Source organism: Natrinema amylolyticum (assembly GCF_020515625.1).
Taxonomy (GTDB): domain Archaea; phylum Halobacteriota; class Halobacteria; order Halobacteriales; family Natrialbaceae; genus Natrinema; species Natrinema amylolyticum.
Window position 1 is genome coordinate 545,311 of the sequence record NZ_JAIWPJ010000002.1, and the last position, 16,320, is coordinate 561,630.

Here is a 16,320-nt window from a genome sequence, read left to right on the forward strand (position 1 = left end):
AACACCGCGCTTCCGGCTCGTGGACGGAGAAACATCTCGCGGTTCGTGAACGGGGTGGGGTCGCTCCCGGAACTACGGTCATTTCGAGCGTTCGTCTGCGGACTGTGAGCGGTGACGACGAGAGCCGTAACTCAGCGGTCGCCCGCTCGAAGTTTCCAGAGGTCGTCGAACGTAATTACCTCGACGTCGGCGCTGTCGATGTGCTCGAGTAACGCCTCGTAGTCGCCCTCGGGCATCGTGTTGTCGGCGTCGAACGTGTGGAAGTTCAGGATTGTACACTGGTTGTGACGAGCGGCGAGATCGACACACCGTTTCGAAATCTCGAGGTCGTGTCCGATCGTCCGCGGGAGGGCGAGCGGATCGAAGCCGTAGACGCTCGTCGTGTTGACGTTTCCGGCCTGGTTGAAGCCGCCGCAGTAGTGGTAGTCGGTCGTCTGCTCGAGGCTCGTCTCGTCGAAACTGTTGTGCGGATAGACGATGTAGTTCGCCCCTTCGAAGCCGTTGTCGATGAACCACCGTTTGTCGTTCCTGAGCCGTTCGTCGATCACGTCTTCGCCGTCGAGTTCGTGGATCGGATCGTGCGTCCCGTGGACGACGATCTGGTCGCCGGCGTCCTGGCGCTCCTGCAGTTCCGAGAGCGACATGACTCCCTCCTGTTCCTGTTCGACCCACCGCGGCACCGGTGCCTGAACCGCCGGGAACCCGTACTCGTCGTGGAGCGGCGCGGCGGTCTCGTAGTAGTCGCGCGTCCCGTCGTCCCAGCTCAGCATGACGTACCCCTGATCGGGCGTCTCGTGGGTCCGCAGATCGTCGACCCAGACCTCCGCCTCCGGCATGGAGTGGAGCACCTGAATCTCGAGTCGATCGAGATAGTCCAGCGACGGTTCGGGTTCGTCTTGCTGGAAGACGCCGGGACTCGTCCGGAACCAGCCGACGTCGGGCGCGCGGTACCTGATCTCCCGGAGCGAGTACACCTTCTCGCCGCCGAACTGGTCGACGAGACGCAGGTTGACCGCGATGCTCTGGGGCGTCGTCGTCCGGATCGCAACGGAGAGGTCAGTCTCCGTCAGGTCTTCGCCCTCGAGGCTCCGCTCCGCGATGATACTCTCGCCGCCGTTCGACTGAAGCTTGAAACTCTGCTCACCGTCGAACACGACGTCCGTGTCCGCTTCGCCGGATCCCCGACTGACGGTCCAGGCATCGAGATCTGCGAAGTCGTCGAGCGATTCGCCCGGCTGTCGATACTGTTCTCGACTGTCGAACTCGGTCTCGAGCGCCGGGACTCCGTCCGTGAGGCCCGGTATCGAGTCCTCCGACCCACCCGGGGTTTCGTCCGATGAATTGCCGTTGACCTCGTCGGTCGCCGACCTGAGTCGATCCGCACAGCCGGCCATACCCGTGAGTCCGACCGCACCCGACAGTGCGAGGAACCGTCGTCGCGTCGCGCGTTTCTGTGACATTGACGATCCGAAGCTACCGACAGCGATCCCATTATTATAGATCAGATAGGCCGGAGCGACGGTCGCCCGACTCGCCCCGAATCCGTCGGCTCGAGGCTTAACGGTAGTATAGTAATTGAGTGTTCGTCCGAAGGTGGCCCACGGAGGCGTACGGGAACCGAGGATCGGTCGGAATGCGACTCTTTCCCACGTGACCGTACGCCGTCTACGAGGGAGTCTTCGACAATGAACAGGGAACTCTTCGGTGTATTCGGCGGTATAGACGCGTTCGAGCGGTTCAGATCCAGCGACGACTTCGACGAGGTGCTCGCCGGATCGACGCTGACGGTCGGAATCCGCGATTCCGATCTCGGCACACCCGGCTGGAGCGCCGCGTACACCGGCGACGAGGGGTGCTGTCTCATCTGGGGCGAGGCGTACGTTCCCGGTGACGAGCCAAACGCCGCGCGCTGGCTCCTCGAGCGCTACGAGACGGACGGACGAGACGCACTGGCGGCGCTCAACGGGTCGTACCTGGCCGTGGTCGACGCCGAGTGGAGCGACGACGCGTTCGTCGCCACGGATCCCGTTCGGTCCCGAGAGTGCTTCTATACCGACGATTCGGGGACTCGCGTCTTCGGAACTGACGCCGCTGCGATCGGCCGAACGATCGCGGACCCGACGCTCTCTCGAGACGGCGTCCTCGAATTCCTCCACCTCGGGGTTATCCTCGGCGAGAAGACGACCGTCAGGGGACTCCAGCGACTGCCGATCGACAGCCGGCTCACGCCCGCGTCGGTCGACTCGCTCGATCGCTTCGTCTACGACCCGCAGCCGTCCCGACAATTCGACGCGGTCGACGAACTCGCCGATCGACTCGAGCGGGCGCTCCGACGGCGGTCGTCGCTCCCGGGTCGAGCGGGCGTGCTCCTCTCGGCGGGCTACGACTCGCGAATCATCCTCTCGCAAGTCGAGGACATCGACCGCAGTTATACGGTGGGATCACTGGCGGCACAGGAGGTCCGCGGCGCGCGATCGCTCGCCGCCCAGTACGGCGCGAGCCACACTGCCTTCCCGCCGGACGAGCGCTATCTCCGGCCCGACGAGTCGAAGATCCGCTACTCACAGGGGATCAAAGAGTCCTTGCATATCCACCACGCCGGCTACACGGACGAAATCGAGGTCGATACGATGTATCACGGCCTCCTCTGTGACACGTTCTTCCGCGGCCATTTTACCGCCTCGGAGACCGTCGACGTCCTCGATAAACGCATTCCGACCGGCCGGCTCGATCCGGATCCGGACCCCGTCGAAGTGCTCCTCGAGAAGTTTGGCTACAGCCGCGAGGCCAGCCTCGAGCTCGCCGAGCGGACGTCCTTCGACGTCGATCCGGAAGCGTTCGTCAGGAACGCTATCGGCGACGAGTTCGCGGCGAGACGGGACCGCGCGGAGACGGTCCAGAACGCGCTCACCTGCTGTGGGATCGCAAACCAGCCGTCGATGCCCTTCCACACTCACCTGTCCGATCACTTCGTGACCTCGTTTCTGGCGACGGACCGCGACCTGATCGACTGGCACCTCATGACACCGCCGGAAGACCGAACGACGGAAACGTTCCTCCGGGCGTGCGAGCGGATCGACGACGACATCCTGCGACACCGTCCGCCCGACCGACCGCACGATGCGACGCTACTCAACGAGGTGGAAGGCTTCGTTCGGCGGAAGACACCGTTTCTCTCGTCGTTCGAACCGCCGTGGCCGGACCGCAAGACGCTATTCGAACGCCACGACTTCGATCGACGGCTGTTGGGCGACCTCGAGCACGTCCATCGCTTGCCGGCCAGACACAAACTCAGACTCACCGACCTCCGCGGGTGGCTCGAGTGCTGGTCGGACTCACAGGAGCAACTCTGCTCGTGGCTGCGGCCACCGGAGCGGACGGTCGCCTAACTCGCTCGGTCCGATCCGGACGAATGGAGACTTCTCGATTGGGTTCTGCCGCGACGATCGCCCACAAAAATCATACTAAGTGCTATCTATTCCGTTCACAAGTGTAAACCGTGAGAAGCCTTATATACCACGGTGTTTTAGCGCGGAATATGCGTCTGACGCCGTCTTGGTTGCGCTCTTCGCCCGACGAACCCGATGAAGAGCGTTCTGGGGCTTCCGGTACGAGTTCGGGCGTGACAATGGTCTACGCTCCAGGAAGTGATTTCTCGGCGGACCAGGGAACTGATACTCGAGTGGAGGGGTTTCTTCCGGAATCCGACGACGCTCTCGTGGACGTCCTCAACGAGATGGACACGCCCGTGACCGTCGACGAAGTCACCGATTCGCTGGTCGAACCGGCCTATCCGCCGATCGAAACGTGGGCGACCATCCACGAGCGACTACATCAGGAGCGGCTGCCGGCACTCGACGCGTCGGGTGCCATCGAGTTCGACGAAACACAGGGGCTGATCGAGCGGTCCGCCGCTCACACGAGCGAAGGGCAGCTCTTCTCACCGGCCGTGCTCGCGACGATCTCGATCGGGTTGCTGCTCGTGTTCATCACGCTCGTCTCGGTTTCCGTCCTGATTTCCTAACGGACAGGCGTCTACTGCTTCGGTCGCCGTTTCGGTCCGTGTCGAGAACTGTCTCCCAGTCATTTCAGTTGACGAGTCGCTTGATCGTGACCACCGTAAAGACCGTGAGGATGAGCGCGCTCAGACCGATGCCCGAGAGGACCGAGGTAAACGGCAACTCCATCACTGCACCGAGGAGAATGGCGTAGGAGACGACCGTCGCTCCGATATAGTAATCGTCCCACTGTGGGCTCGCAGAGCGCTTCTCATCGGTCGATTCCTCGGTCGAGTCCAATTCGAGGTACTGGTCGACTCGATCTGCAGGGGGCTTTCGCTCGACGAGCCCGCGGTTTTGCTGGTACTCGATCAGACCCGCTTCGTCGAGTTTCGAGAGATGCGACTGGTAGAGGGGGATGTAGACGCGCTGACGCTGTGTCGACGTGAGGTTTTCGACGGTGGTATCGTGTTCCCACGCCGCGACCTGTTCTGCGACATCGCGCATGCGTACGGGCCCTTCAGTACCTCGGAGATACCGGAGTACCATCCGACGACGTTCGTTCTGCAGGAGATGAAAGATGTCGTCCTTCGAAAACGCAGGCTCCTCGGAGAGGCAATCAGCGTCCTCATCCGCGCCCTGATCGTCGTCGATCTCACCTGCCTCGTCCTTCTCTTCGGAGCTGATATGTTTCGCTTTCATTGCGCCAATTCTCCCTATTCAGAAGAGGGTAATAAAGGATGGATACCGTGTATTTCTGAATTTCATACTTTATGTATTTTTACGGGCTCTAGAATCGTTTCACGACATTTTTATACCGATATATCGCCCTTCTTAGCGCCCAGATACGGAAATTTGAGAATGGTATAGGGTTCTTTATTTCGGGATAAAAACCGCGCTGATTTCCGATGTTCGTGCCGAATTTGCGTGCATTCACCGTTCTGAGACTCTCAAGAACGGGCGAAAGTGACTTAAGCAGATCCAGTGTCGAGATCATTATAATTCGGTGTCAGACGGCCGTCGGACTGTGCCGTGGAATCGGGGCTTATCTCGGCGATAATAAACCGCCACTGTCCCCTAGTGACGACGAAATGAGCGACACTCACTGGTGGTTTTTCGATCTGGCAGTCGTCATCGCAGTCACCGGCGCCCTCACGTTCGGCATTATTTCAGGGTCGAGCGGGTCTGTGAGAATCGTGCTGACAATTCCGCTCGTTCTCTTCCTTCCTGGGTATACGCTGGTCTCGGCCCTCTTTCCGGACGAGCCAAACGACGACTATCGGACCTTCGACGACGAGAAAACTGGACTCGGCAGTCCGTTACTAGTCAGCGGTGGTCTCGAGGCGGTCGAACGAATGGTCCTGTCAGTCGTATTTAGCGTTGCGATCGTACCCGCGATAACCCTTTTCGCGACCATAACCCCAGGGGGAGTGACGCTCGAACCGGTACTCTCCGGACTGGCAGTTGTCACCGTCGTCCTCGCCCTCCTCGCGATCGGTTCTCGATACCGCTGTCCGCCCGATCGGCGGTTCACACCCTCGATATCGTCGGTCTCACCGTTCTTTACTCGAGTTCGTCCGAGTCCGTACGAGCGAATCAGTTACCGACCGTACAACGTAGCTATCGGGATCGGGCTGCTCCTATTGCTCGCGAGCGGTGGCTTTGCTCTCGCGAACCCGCCACAGCACGACGGGTTCACGGAACTGTCGATCGGATCAGAAAACGTCACCGGAGAGACGGAAACGACGTACGAGTCGACCTATACCGCGGGGGAACGTCAGGAACTGCAAGCGACGATCACGAACCGGGAGCACGAAGAGCGGACTTACACGACCGTGGTCCTACTCCAGCGGGTGAGCGACGACGGTTCCAACGTGACCGTCCGCGAATCGACGGAGGTGGACAGAAAGACGGCGACGGTTCCCGATGGCGGTACGCACCGCCAGAGCCTCGAGATCACGCCGACGATGCGGGGGGACGACCTCCGGTTGACGCTGCTGCTGTACGAGGGTGAACCGCCGGCGGAGCCGACGACCGACAACGCCTATCGCGTCGCCCGGCTTCCGATCGAGGTGGCATAGATGTGGCCGTGGGAGCACCTCGCGTTCGCGTACGTCCTGTATTCTCTGACGACGAACGTGGTCTTTCGAACGTCGCCGTCGGCTCGCGAAACGATCGCCGTCGCCGTCGGGTCACAGTTACCGGACCTTATCGACAAGCCGCTCGCCTGGACGATCGGTATCACGGACGGCGGCTACTCGATCGGGCACTCGATTTTCGTCGCCCCGTTCGTTTGCCTCGCGGTATACGCGGTGGCCGTCCGGCGAGGGGAACGAGTCCTTTCGGGTGCCTTCGCACTCGCGTACCTCTCACACCCGATCGCCGACATGCTCAGCCAGTTGTTCAGAGGACGGGCGGTCGATCTCCGGACCGTCCTCTGGCCGATCACATCGCCGCCAGCGACCTCTCACGGTGGATTCCTCGATCACTTCGCTCTCTACTTCTTCCGATACGTGCACCAACTCCTCACCAGCGGGCTGACGGTACAGATCGCGTTCCAGTCCCTGCTCGGTCTCGCCGTGCTGGCACTCTGGCTGTTCGACGGTGCGCCGATCGCTGCTGACGCCTGGCGGCTGCTCCGCGCCCAGCGACATCGATGATCGGCGATCAACCGCTATCGAAGGGGCTCCGAACGGTTACTCCAAGGAAATTACGTCTCCCGGTCGAAATCACCTGAGACCACCACTGTGCGCTTCCCGTGGCTGTTCTGTGAGATGTCCTCCGGTCGAACGACAGTGTCTCATCTGGGATACGGAACGTGACTCGGATCGCACAGAGAGCGTTGTCGATCGTCGTATCGAGTACAGGGGGAACTAGTCGTGTCGACCTCGAGAATCCGCTGAGATCGGCAGACAGACGGCAGAGGCAAGCCGATAGGCGACCGGTCGTCGGCTGTGCCATTACCGGTCGGGACGGTTCCGTCGGTTCCACTCACGGTCAGAACCGTTCGCAGTGGTCCGGAAAGAGGTGCAGTAGCCCGAAAAGGAGATGCAGTAGTCCGAGAAGATCGGGTCGTCCGGTCGAGACGACGGGGACGGTCAGTTACTTGTCGGAGAGGCCGTACACATCGTCACGTCCCCGTTCGTGTAGACCGTGGCCTGCTCCGGCCGACAGAGTTGCTCTCGAGAGAGCTGTGCGATCCGTGCGTTCCCGTCGGCGTCCGTGACGTACGTCGCGTCGGTCGATTGTTCCGATCGATAGACCGTATAGTTGTGCGCCGCGATGCCGTCCTCGGGAACCGTCGCGGTCGTCGTCGACGGATACGCGCCGGTCCGACTGAACAGCGTCTGATACGGGTGGTCGGTGTGGAGTTGCTGATCGGGGCGGATCTCGTCTCCCTGCGGCGACCCGGTCAGCTCGCCGATCGACTCGGCCGCGGCGAGCTCCGATTCGTCGTACGCGAGGCGCTCGTGCTGGTTCGAGAAGACCGGATTGTCGGCGTTGCTCTCGGCGGCGAGGACCATCGCGCCCGGATAGACGAGCACGACGACGAGCAACACGGAGGCGATCAGTGCCGGCGTCATGTTCCCTCTCAGCGCCCGTACGCCGATCGCACCGAGGACTGCCATCGGTGCGTAGAGGAACGCGAACCAGCGCGTCGGGATGAAGTTCCGGATGCCGAACATCGGCAGTCCGAGGACGAACACCAGCATGAAGGCTGCCGCCAGCAAGAGGGTGAACACCGACTGTTCGGCGCGTCGCCTGTGGACGACGTACAGACAGCCGACGAACGTGACACCGAGCAGGAGCAGGAATCCGAGGTTGTCCACGTAGGGAACGAGCTGTTCGATCAGCGAGGGCGCGGCCTCGGCCCCCGCTTCGGCCCCGTCGGACGAGTCGCCCGCGGTATTGAGGAATCCGGCGCTCTCCTCGAGCGTCTGGGTGAAGTAACTCAGGACCGTCGCCAGGAACGAGTCCTGACGATACGGTGTCAGCGACCACACGAAAATCGTCAGTCCGAGGTTGAAGACGACCAGTCCGACGAGGTTGACCGGTTTTTTCGTCCGGAAGACGCTCGTGTCGAGCCGCGTGAGCCCGAGCGGACCGATCACGAACACGATCTGAGCGAGAAACGCTGCGAGCAACAGGACGAGCATGATGAACGTCGACACCTGATGGGTGAGGATAACGGCGACGCTCGACAACACGAGGAGCGAGAAGTCCCGGATCGTGTACTCGATCCGCATCACTCGGATCAACGCGTACAACATCGCGAGGAAGAAGATCAGCCCCAGGCTCGTGGGGATGAGGTGCATTCCCCATCTCGCGACGTGGCTCGCGAAGGCGTAGAACGCCGTCGCCAGCACTGCCCACCGCGGCGAGACGAGCAAGTTCGTGGTCGCGTAGACGAGCAGGGCCGCGAGGGGCATCACGAGTCCCACGGAGAGATACAACGCGGCACGAATCGGGACGTCGTACAGCAGCGACGAAGCGGCGACCAGCAGGTGGTAAAACGGCGACCCGTAGTGTTTGTCGTGGGAAATCGCGCTCAGGGACTGCTCCGTGAGGATCGCATCGATGAATCCGCGGTGTGTCCAGATGTCGATCCCGATGAACCCCGGTGTCGCGTACAGCGCGGTGAACCGGAAGACGAACGCGAAGCAGACGATCTGGAGGAGCAGCAAGCCGGGATGGAGGTCGCGATCGCTCGCGAAGACGATCTGGCCGATGACGAGCGTCCCGACGACGCTCGCCAGCCCGAAGAAGAGCCGCGTTCGCGCCCCCTGAACGACCGTCAGCAGTACGAGCCCCGCGAGTCCGACCAGGACGACGCTCGGGAGCGCCATCGACACCGCCGACGGAAGGGTCGGGAAGGCCCGCGAGTCGTCCCGCTGATACAGGGAGAGGAGATACAACGCACACGCGGTGCCGAGGATCACCGGCACGGTATTGAGGTAAATCTGCGACGTGAGAAATCGCAGCGGAAACAGCACCGCAGCGAGCAGGAAGCCGCAGATCGCCGCGACGGTGTCGAGTCGCAGCGGTCGCAGTTCCGACAGCGATCTATACTTCATGGCTGACCCCCGTCGGACGGCACAGCTCTCCGTCCCGGTCCAATAATCGGCGGTACAGTCCGTGGAGGCGCTCTCCGAGGGACTCGACGGAGAGCCCGTCGATCGAATCGCGACCGTCGGATCGTCCGCCGTCTTCGACGGCCCGCTCAAGCCCGCCGAGGAGCGCCCCGTCGTTGTCGCTGACGACGCAGTTCGTCACGCCGCGGACCGTCTCGCGGACGAATCCGACGTCCGTCGAGACGACCGGCAGGTTACACGCGGCGGCCTCCTTGACGACCATCGGGCCGCTCTCGCGTTTCGACGTGACAAGCAGGACGTCGCTCGCGTTCATGTAGTAGGGCATCACCTCGTGAGCGACGCCGGAGACCGTCCGGAGTTCGAGGTCGGCGTCCGCGTGCTCGACGAGCCGGCGTGCCCGCGAAAAGTCCTTCACCGATCGAGTTCGGTCGTACGGGAAGAGCGCGACCGGTCGATCGGTCTCCCATCCAATCTGCTCGCGCGCGTGCGCTCGAGACATCGGCCGAAACAGCTCGGTGTCGACACCGAACGGAATCAGTCGGTGCTCGGCCTCGAGTTCGCGCGACATGGCCCGACTCGGAACGATCGCGGCGTCCGACCGGCGGGCGCTGTGGCGACTGATCGATCGGAGCCACGACTGCCGGCTCATGAGATCGGTTCCCCACAGCGTCACGACGACCGGTCGCGTCGGCTGAGCGAGCGCGAAGGGGGCGACGAGCCCGTAGTTCGCGTGCACCAGATCGTACGACGTCGACTGGACCGCCGAGAGGAGTTTCGGGTAGAGTCGGGCGTAATCGACTGCTGACCGGCCCGAATCCCCGCTGTGTTCGCCGGGGACTTCGAGGACCGTACAGTCGACGCCACGGTCCTCGAGGGCGGACACCTGCTGATCGAAAAACGGCCGCGGCGACGTGACCAGTTGGAGTACCTTCATCAGTGGCCTGTATCGGCTGCGGGAGTCGATCGTCCCGCGGTACGCGTCTGCGCGAGCGTCTCGATCCGTCGGACGACGTAGTCCGTGACGTCGATCCGGTCGGCGAGCAGGCGCTCGCGACGGCGCTCCCACGTGTCGGCGGATTCGTCGACGACCGAGACGGCCCGCTCGAGCCCGTGCGCGTGTCTCGCATCGCCGTCGTACTCGAACAACAGGCCGTACTCCTCCTCGAGTTCCGTCGTGTAGCCGAGCGAAAGGGGGTTCACGTAGACCGCGGGCGTGCCGAGCATGGCGGCTTCCGCCGCGGTCGTCGCCCCCTCGCTCAGCACGACGTCGGCGTACGCGAGCAGGTCGTGCATCCGGTCCGGCGACGTCTCGAATCGATACGATTCGAGGGCGGCCGGCGGCTCTCCTTCCGCCGTCAGTAGGACCCGGACGCCCGCATCCTCGAGTCGCTCGACGACCGCTCGGGGGTCGTCGAAGCCGCCGTGACCGACGTCGTGGGAGGCGTCCCAGCTGCTGAGTCGGACGACGGCGAACGATTCCTCGGGGGCGAGCCCGACGTCCTCGCGTACCGTCGGGTCGGGGTCGAACCGCTCGGGATGGAGATAGGCGAGTTCGTGATAGCCCGGGTACGTCACCTGTTTCGGGCCGATATCGTCCCGATAACACGCCGGTGTGGCGATCACGTCCGCGAACGGATAGCCGAGTTTCGTGATGAGAGTCGCGTGTTCGGTGTCGTAGAAGACGAGACTCTTCGTACGCACCATCGACGCGACGTGGGCGGCAGCGACGCCGCCGATCGCCGTGATCACGTCCGGATCGATCCGCCGCGCTCGCTGCAGCAGTCGCAGCTCGTACGTCGCCTGAACCGCCGCCAGCGAGACCAGCGAGTCGGATTCGCCGGCCAACACCTCGTGGTCGATGTCGTACGCTTCGAGGAGCCGGACGGCGACGTCGCTCTCGCGAGCGAAGACGTGGACGTCGTGGCCTCGCGCTTCCAGTTCCGCGATCGGATTCCGGAAGAAGTGGACGTGGCCGGGATGCTGGATCGTTATCATCACGCGCATCGTCAGTCCACCTCCGCGATCGGCCGGCGGCTCGAGACGGTGATCGCTGTCGGCGGCGTTCGACTCCGCGTCCGGACGATCGGTCCGTCGAAGACGTGACGCTGGTCTCGCATCGCTTCACAACCTCCGGTAGGCGAGTCCCGCGTCGGCGGCGGCGTCTTCGTCGACCGCGCCGGTCACGTCGATCAGTGCGGGATCGTCGGCGAGTTCGCTCGCCACTGCCTCGAGGTCCAGTTGTTCGAACTCCTCGTGGGGCGTCGCGAGCATGACGGCGTCGAACCCCTCGAACGAGAGTCGGTCCTGAACCTCGATGCCGAACGACTCTCGGGCCGCATCGTCGTCCGCGAACGGGTCGAACCCCTCGACGTCGATGTCGTACTCCCGGAGTTCGTCGATGACGTTGCCGATCTTCGAGCTTCGAATGTCCCCGACGCCCGGTTTGTACGCCAGTCCCAACACCAGGACGCGACTCTCGCGGAGCGTCTTGTGACACTGGTTGAGCGCCTTGATCGTCAGCTCGGCGACGTGGTCGGGCACCGACTCGTTGACCTGCCGGCTCGTTTGCATGAGTTCGGGGTCGAACCCTTCTCGGGCCGATCGGTACGCGAAGAAGTACGGATCGACGGGAATGCAATGGCCGCCGACCAGCCCCGGCCGGTAGTCGTGGAAGTTCCACTTCGTGCCCGCGGCCTCGAGGACGGCCTGTCCGTCGACGTCCATGTTGTCGAGCGCCATCGAGAGCTCGTTGACGAACGCGATGTTGAGGTCCCGCTGGGCGTTCTCGACGACCTTGCAGGCTTCGGCGACCTCGATCGACGGGGCGCGGTGGACGCCCGCGTCGACGATCGACTCGTACAGCGTCGCCACGTCCTCGAGTACCCGCTCGTTCTGTGCGCTGACGACTTTGACGACGTCCTCGAGGCCGTGTTCCTCGTCGCCCGGCGTGGCGCGTTCCGGAGAGTAGCCGACGAAGAAGTCCGTGCCGGCGGTCAGTCCGGACGCGTCTTCGAGTGCCGGCACGAGCGTCTCGCGCGTCGTGCCCGGGTAGACCGTCGACTCGAGGACGACCGTCGTTCCGGGGTCCATCTTCGAGCCGACGGTGGTCGCCGCGCTCTCGACGTAGCCGAGGTCCGGCCGATCGTCGTCGTCGATCGGCGTGGGAACGGCGATAATGACGTAGTCGGCCGCACCGATCTCGGTCGCGTCGGTCGTATACGAGATGTCACCGTCCTGGATCGCGTCGTCGGAGAGGTCACCGGTCGTGTCGACGCCGTCCTGGAGTCGACCCACCGTCACGTCGTCGACGTCGTATCCGATGACGCGGTAGTTCGACTGGGCGAACCCGACTGCGAGCGGGAGCCCGACGTACCCCAGTCCGACGACACAGATCGTCGCCGCACGCGTCGACTGTGCGTTCGAGTGCTCGAGGGCGGTCCCGCCGCGGCCGCTCGATTTTCGTGCGTGCTGGTCGCTCTCCCGATCGTCTGCTCGCGTCTCCGTGTCGCTGATTATCGTGGTCATGGGTGGTGCGTTGTCGCTGACCGTCGCACGACCGCGTGCGACGGTGACTCCGGAATCGGTGCACCCGCGAGCCGCGGGGCGTTCCGTGGAATCGACGAGTCGGTTGCGGGGGTTTACTATACCTCGAATAAACCGATGCGGGAGCGACAACGAGCGGACACCGGCGGTCGGGACCGCTACTGACGGATTTGGCGGGTCGGGAGTCGGTCGTCCGAGTGAGCGCTTAGAACGTTGTTAAATCACCTGTACTGCTCTATAATGAAGGGGGCGCGGGTCGGATATCCGATGCGGTCGGCGAGGTCAAGACGCTCGTGACTCGGTCTCGCACCGACCGCAATCAGAACCGCGAATCATGGTGTCCACGCCCCAGATCGGAGTCAGAGCACGGTTCGAATCGATTCGTAGCACCGTCTCGATCGACACGGTTCCGGCTTCGATACAGCGGTACGACGTCCACGCGATCGCATCGGGACCGGCCGTTCCACAGATTGGCGACCGGTCCGGTGGATCGTTGTCAGGGGTACAACTGCTTCGAGTGACGTCGTTCTGGGAATCGGCCCTGATCGCGGTTCTCTTCCTGTTGATCAGCGGCCTCATCGGTCTCCGCATGGCCGACGTGCTATCGGACCGTGATATCGACGTTTCGTCGTTCCCGCTGGTGACGGACACGGCAGGCGACGGAGATGGCTCGGATCACGCACGAACGAGCGACCGTGGAGCATACGAGTCGTATCTCTCGCCAGAAACGCCGCCACGGCTCCTGAGCGACGAAGGAAAGGTAGTCCGGCTCCTCGTCGCGAATCACGGCCAGATTCGTCAGCATCGACTCACCGAAGAGACCGGTTGGTCGAAGTCGAAGGTGAGCCGGATCTGCTCGCAGATGCACGATGACGGCACGATCGAGAAGCGATCGGTCGGCCGAGAGAACGTCATCACACTGGCCGATCGAACGTCGAGCCGAGAGACGGAGTCGGACGAAGTCGATACCCCCCTGCCGTAGGCGCGTACCGGACCCTGTCTTCACCCGCAGTCACACCCCACCCCGTTTTCAGCCACCAGTCGCTCGTTCGAGGGCGATCCGACTGCCGTCCGCGACGACCCCTGTTCCGACGTCCCGTCTCGAACTCGAGACTGTCCCGGAGTGATCGTTCGAACCCGAAAGAGAGCGGAGCGGTCACGGCATCCGGCAGGTTCGTCTCGACGCGATACAATCGGTCGTTGCCGAACGAACGAGGTCCCGTTCCGAGAGCCGGAATCGAACGACCGCCCGAGTATGTCGGGATCGCAACCCGTGTGAGACGGAAATAGACGGTTTCGAGGATCGAACGCGGAATTATACGGCCGATAGATCCCGTCGTATGCGCCGTACCGAGTTATTCGTGCTATAGTAATGGCCGCTGTCACACGTGATGAGAGTGAAGCCCCGGCCGTCGGCAGTACCGGCGGACGGGGTCGGAGATACCAATGACACGACCCAGTACTGCAGTTCAGGCAGCGGTCTCGAACCGGCTCGAAACGACCGACGCGACCACCGTCACCCGCGTCGCACGGCGTTCGTCCGATGGGACACCGCAGTCGACGACCGCCGCTCGGGAGGTGATGAGCTGATGTGCGGTATCATCGCCCGTATCGGCCACGGAAGCGCGGCGGAGACGCTCCTCACGGGCCTCGAGAACCTCGAGTACCGCGGCTACGACTCGGCTGGGATCGCCGTCCAGAACGGATCGGGCGTCAAGGTCCACAAGACGTCCGGCGAAGTGTCCGACCTCAAATCGTCGCTCGATAGCGATCCGCACGGAAACATGGGGATCGGCCATACCCGCTGGAGCACGCACGGGCCACCGACCGACGAGAACGCCCACCCGCACACGGACACGGCAGGCGACGTGGCGGTCGTCCACAACGGCGTCATCGACAACTACGACGAGCTCCGGACGGAGCTCGCGGCGAAGGGCCACGAGTTCGAGAGCGACACCGATACGGAGGTCATCCCGCATCTCATCGACGAGTACCTGGCGACGACCGACGACACCGAACGGGCGGTCCGCGAGGCCGTCGACACGCTCGAGGGGAGTTACGCGATCGCCGCGATCGTCGACGGCGAGGAGCGAGTCTACGCGGCGCGAAAGGGCTCCCCGCTCGTTCTCGGGCTCGACGAGGAGGAGTGGTATCTCGCCAGCGACGTGCCGGCGTTCCTCGATCACACCGACGACGTGATCTACCTCGAGGACGGCGACGTCGTCGTTCTCGAGCCCGATTCCTACCGGATCACCGATCTCGACGGAACGCCGATCGAGCGGTCCGTCGACACCGTCGACTGGGATCCGGAGGACGCGGGGAAAGGCGAGTACGACCACTACATGCGCAAAGAGATCGAGACGCAGCCGACGGCCCTCTCGAACACGATCGAGGGTCGGATCGAGGACGGGGATGTCGCCTTCGAGGACCTCCCACCCGGCTCGTTCGACGGTATCGAGTCCGTCCAGTTCGTCGCCTGCGGGACGTCGTATCACGCGGCGATGTACGGCGGGCAGTTAGTGCGGGAAACGGGCATGCGGGCCGACGTCCTCCGCGCGAGCGAGTACGAATCTACGGCCGGCCCGGTCGACGAGACCACGCTCGTCGTCGCGGTCACGCAGAGCGGTGAGACCGCCGACACGCTCGATGCGGTCCGGAAAGCGGCCGATCGCGGCGCGCGGACGCTCGCCGTCACGAACGTGGTCGGCTCGACGGCCGCGCGCGAAGCCGACGACGCCGTCTACATCCGCGCCGGCCCGGAAGTCGGCGTCGCGGCGACCAAGACCTACTCCTCGCAGGCGGTCACGCTCGCCCTGCTCACCCAGCGCATCGCCGGCGACGTTCCGGACGCGACGCCCGTCGAGGACCGATCGGCGATGCTCGAGGCGCTCGAGGATCTCCCCGAACACGTCGAGACCGTCCTCGAGACGGGGCAGGCGGAGACGCTCGCCCGAGACATGCTCGATAGCGATTCGTACTTCTTCATCGGGCACGGGCTCGGACACTCGGTGGCGCTCGAGGGCGCGCTGAAGTTCAAGGAGATCACCTACGAGCACGCGGAAGGGTTCGCCGCCGGTGAACTCAAACACGGCCCGCTCGCCCTCGTGACCGAAGAGACGCCCGTGTTCGCGGTCGCGACCGGCGGTGACGACGACGAGAAGACGAAGACGAACGCGATCGAGGCCCAGTCTCGCGGTGCCCCGATCGTCGCCGTCGGCCCGGACGAACAGCCGCTCGCAGACGTCGCCGACGCTCACCTGTCGGTCCCCGAAACCCATCCCGTCTGGGCGGGCCTGCTCGCGAACGTCCAGCTCCAGTTGCTCTCCTACTACGCCGCGAAGCAACTCGACCGCCCGATCGACAAACCGCGCAACCTCGCGAAGAGCGTCACGGTCGAATGATCGTCTCGGTTCTCGAGTAACGCCTTTTCGACGCGTCCGTTCGACACCGCCTGCGTTCGTTCTCGAAGCGATACCGTGAGCGACCGGTAGTGTGATCTGGAAACAGCGATCATACAACCCGGCGAACAGTGACCTGCAACTCGATGAACAGTGAGTCCCATCTCTCGAGGGGCGAGGATCACAGGTGACCGCTCGCTCGTCCGTCCGAGAGAGCGGACGGCGACGACAGCGGTCACGCGCACTCGGAACATCGAGCGGTCACGCGTACCTGAACGCCGAGCGCCG

General features: G+C 63.5%; 13 protein-coding genes. 7 read left to right on the forward strand and 6 right to left on the reverse strand.

The window, feature by feature from the left end; all coding sequences use genetic code 11:
* Positions 1-131: 131 nt before the first annotated feature.
* Positions 132-1,460: a polysaccharide deacetylase family protein gene (locus LDH66_RS12965; RefSeq protein WP_226481490.1), complete on the reverse strand. Its 1,329-nt coding sequence runs from the start codon at positions 1,458-1,460 to the stop codon at positions 132-134.
* 225 nt (positions 1,461-1,685) lie between these two features.
* On the opposite strand from LDH66_RS12965, the gene LDH66_RS12970 reads away from it, so the two are divergent.
* Both LDH66_RS12970 and LDH66_RS12975 read left to right on the forward strand, forming a co-directional pair.
* Complete coding sequence (locus LDH66_RS12970) at positions 1,686-3,389, forward strand: asparagine synthetase B family protein (RefSeq protein WP_226481491.1); 1,704 nt, start codon at positions 1,686-1,688, stop codon at positions 3,387-3,389.
* A gap of 239 nt (positions 3,390-3,628) precedes the next feature.
* Positions 3,629-4,024, forward strand: a complete 396-nt coding sequence (locus tag LDH66_RS12975) for a hypothetical protein (RefSeq protein ID WP_226481492.1) — start codon at positions 3,629-3,631, stop codon at positions 4,022-4,024.
* Between the two features lie 64 nt (positions 4,025-4,088).
* Here the strand turns inward: LDH66_RS12975 and LDH66_RS12980 are convergent, their stop codons facing one another.
* The gene (locus LDH66_RS12980) at positions 4,089-4,700 is read right to left on the reverse strand and encodes a DUF7344 domain-containing protein (protein WP_226481493.1); all 612 of its coding nucleotides are present in this window, start codon (positions 4,698-4,700) and stop codon (positions 4,089-4,091) included.
* A 389-nt stretch (positions 4,701-5,089) separates the two neighbouring features.
* Between LDH66_RS12980 and LDH66_RS12985 the strand changes: the two genes are divergently transcribed.
* Both LDH66_RS12985 and LDH66_RS12990 read left to right on the forward strand, forming a co-directional pair.
* Entirely contained in the window at positions 5,090-6,079 is a 990-nt protein-coding gene (locus LDH66_RS12985) for a DUF1616 domain-containing protein (protein ID WP_226481494.1), read from the forward strand.
* On the forward strand, positions 6,080-6,658 hold the full coding sequence (locus tag LDH66_RS12990) for a metal-dependent hydrolase (RefSeq protein WP_226481495.1): 579 nt from the start codon (positions 6,080-6,082) through the stop codon (positions 6,656-6,658).
* Positions 6,659-7,096: 438 nt separating this feature from the next.
* Here the strand turns inward: LDH66_RS12990 and LDH66_RS12995 are convergent, their stop codons facing one another.
* From LDH66_RS12995 to LDH66_RS13010, 4 genes are all read right to left on the reverse strand, one after another.
* Positions 7,097-9,073 (reverse strand): hypothetical protein, encoded by a 1,977-nt coding sequence (locus LDH66_RS12995; RefSeq protein WP_226481496.1) that lies wholly within the window; start codon positions 9,071-9,073, stop codon positions 7,097-7,099.
* Complete coding sequence (locus LDH66_RS13000) at positions 9,063-10,025, reverse strand: glycosyltransferase (protein WP_226481497.1); 963 nt, start codon at positions 10,023-10,025, stop codon at positions 9,063-9,065. The genes LDH66_RS12995 and LDH66_RS13000 overlap by 11 nt, the downstream gene beginning before the upstream one ends.
* Positions 10,025-11,095, reverse strand: coding sequence for a DUF354 domain-containing protein (locus LDH66_RS13005; RefSeq protein ID WP_226481498.1), 1,071 nt, complete (start codon positions 11,093-11,095; stop codon positions 10,025-10,027). The genes LDH66_RS13000 and LDH66_RS13005 overlap by 1 nt, the downstream gene beginning before the upstream one ends.
* 117 nt (positions 11,096-11,212) lie before the next feature.
* Positions 11,213-12,616, reverse strand: coding sequence for a nucleotide sugar dehydrogenase (locus tag LDH66_RS13010; RefSeq protein ID WP_226481499.1), 1,404 nt, complete (start codon positions 12,614-12,616; stop codon positions 11,213-11,215).
* A gap of 352 nt (positions 12,617-12,968) precedes the next feature.
* On the opposite strand from LDH66_RS13010, the gene LDH66_RS13015 reads away from it, so the two are divergent.
* From LDH66_RS13015 to glmS, 3 genes are all read left to right on the forward strand, one after another.
* Positions 12,969-13,616 (forward strand): helix-turn-helix transcriptional regulator, encoded by a 648-nt coding sequence (locus tag LDH66_RS13015; RefSeq protein WP_226481500.1) that lies wholly within the window; start codon positions 12,969-12,971, stop codon positions 13,614-13,616.
* Between the two features lie 464 nt (positions 13,617-14,080).
* The gene (locus LDH66_RS13020; RefSeq protein WP_226481501.1) at positions 14,081-14,224 is read left to right on the forward strand and encodes a hypothetical protein; all 144 of its coding nucleotides are present in this window, start codon (positions 14,081-14,083) and stop codon (positions 14,222-14,224) included.
* On the forward strand, positions 14,224-16,035 hold the full coding sequence (glmS, locus tag LDH66_RS13025) for a glutamine--fructose-6-phosphate transaminase (isomerizing) (RefSeq protein WP_226481502.1): 1,812 nt from the start codon (positions 14,224-14,226) through the stop codon (positions 16,033-16,035). The genes LDH66_RS13020 and glmS overlap by 1 nt, the downstream gene beginning before the upstream one ends.
* Positions 16,036-16,320 lie beyond the last annotated feature (285 nt).

What these genes read in the sequence shown, in the direction of transcription:
- LDH66_RS12965 (WP_226481490.1), bottom strand. Translation starts at nt 1,460, where the DNA reads ATGTCACAGAAACGCGCGACGCGACGACGGTTCCTCGCACTGTCGGGT.
- LDH66_RS12970 (WP_226481491.1), top strand. Translation starts at nt 1,686, where the DNA reads ATGAACAGGGAACTCTTCGGTGTATTCGGCGGTATAGACGCGTTCGAG.
- LDH66_RS12975 (WP_226481492.1), top strand. Translation starts at nt 3,629, where the DNA reads ATGGTCTACGCTCCAGGAAGTGATTTCTCGGCGGACCAGGGAACTGAT.
- LDH66_RS12980 (WP_226481493.1), bottom strand. Translation starts at nt 4,700, where the DNA reads ATGAAAGCGAAACATATCAGCTCCGAAGAGAAGGACGAGGCAGGTGAG.
- LDH66_RS12985 (WP_226481494.1), top strand. Translation starts at nt 5,090, where the DNA reads ATGAGCGACACTCACTGGTGGTTTTTCGATCTGGCAGTCGTCATCGCA.
- LDH66_RS12990 (WP_226481495.1), top strand. Translation starts at nt 6,080, where the DNA reads ATGTGGCCGTGGGAGCACCTCGCGTTCGCGTACGTCCTGTATTCTCTG.
- LDH66_RS12995 (WP_226481496.1), bottom strand. Translation starts at nt 9,073, where the DNA reads ATGAAGTATAGATCGCTGTCGGAACTGCGACCGCTGCGACTCGACACC.
- LDH66_RS13000 (WP_226481497.1), bottom strand. Translation starts at nt 10,025, where the DNA reads ATGAAGGTACTCCAACTGGTCACGTCGCCGCGGCCGTTTTTCGATCAG.
- LDH66_RS13005 (WP_226481498.1), bottom strand. Translation starts at nt 11,095, where the DNA reads ATGCGCGTGATGATAACGATCCAGCATCCCGGCCACGTCCACTTCTTC.
- LDH66_RS13010 (WP_226481499.1), bottom strand. Translation starts at nt 12,616, where the DNA reads ATGACCACGATAATCAGCGACACGGAGACGCGAGCAGACGATCGGGAG.
- LDH66_RS13015 (WP_226481500.1), top strand. Translation starts at nt 12,969, where the DNA reads ATGGTGTCCACGCCCCAGATCGGAGTCAGAGCACGGTTCGAATCGATT.
- LDH66_RS13020 (WP_226481501.1), top strand. Translation starts at nt 14,081, where the DNA reads ATGACACGACCCAGTACTGCAGTTCAGGCAGCGGTCTCGAACCGGCTC.
- glmS (WP_226481502.1), top strand. Translation starts at nt 14,224, where the DNA reads ATGTGCGGTATCATCGCCCGTATCGGCCACGGAAGCGCGGCGGAGACG.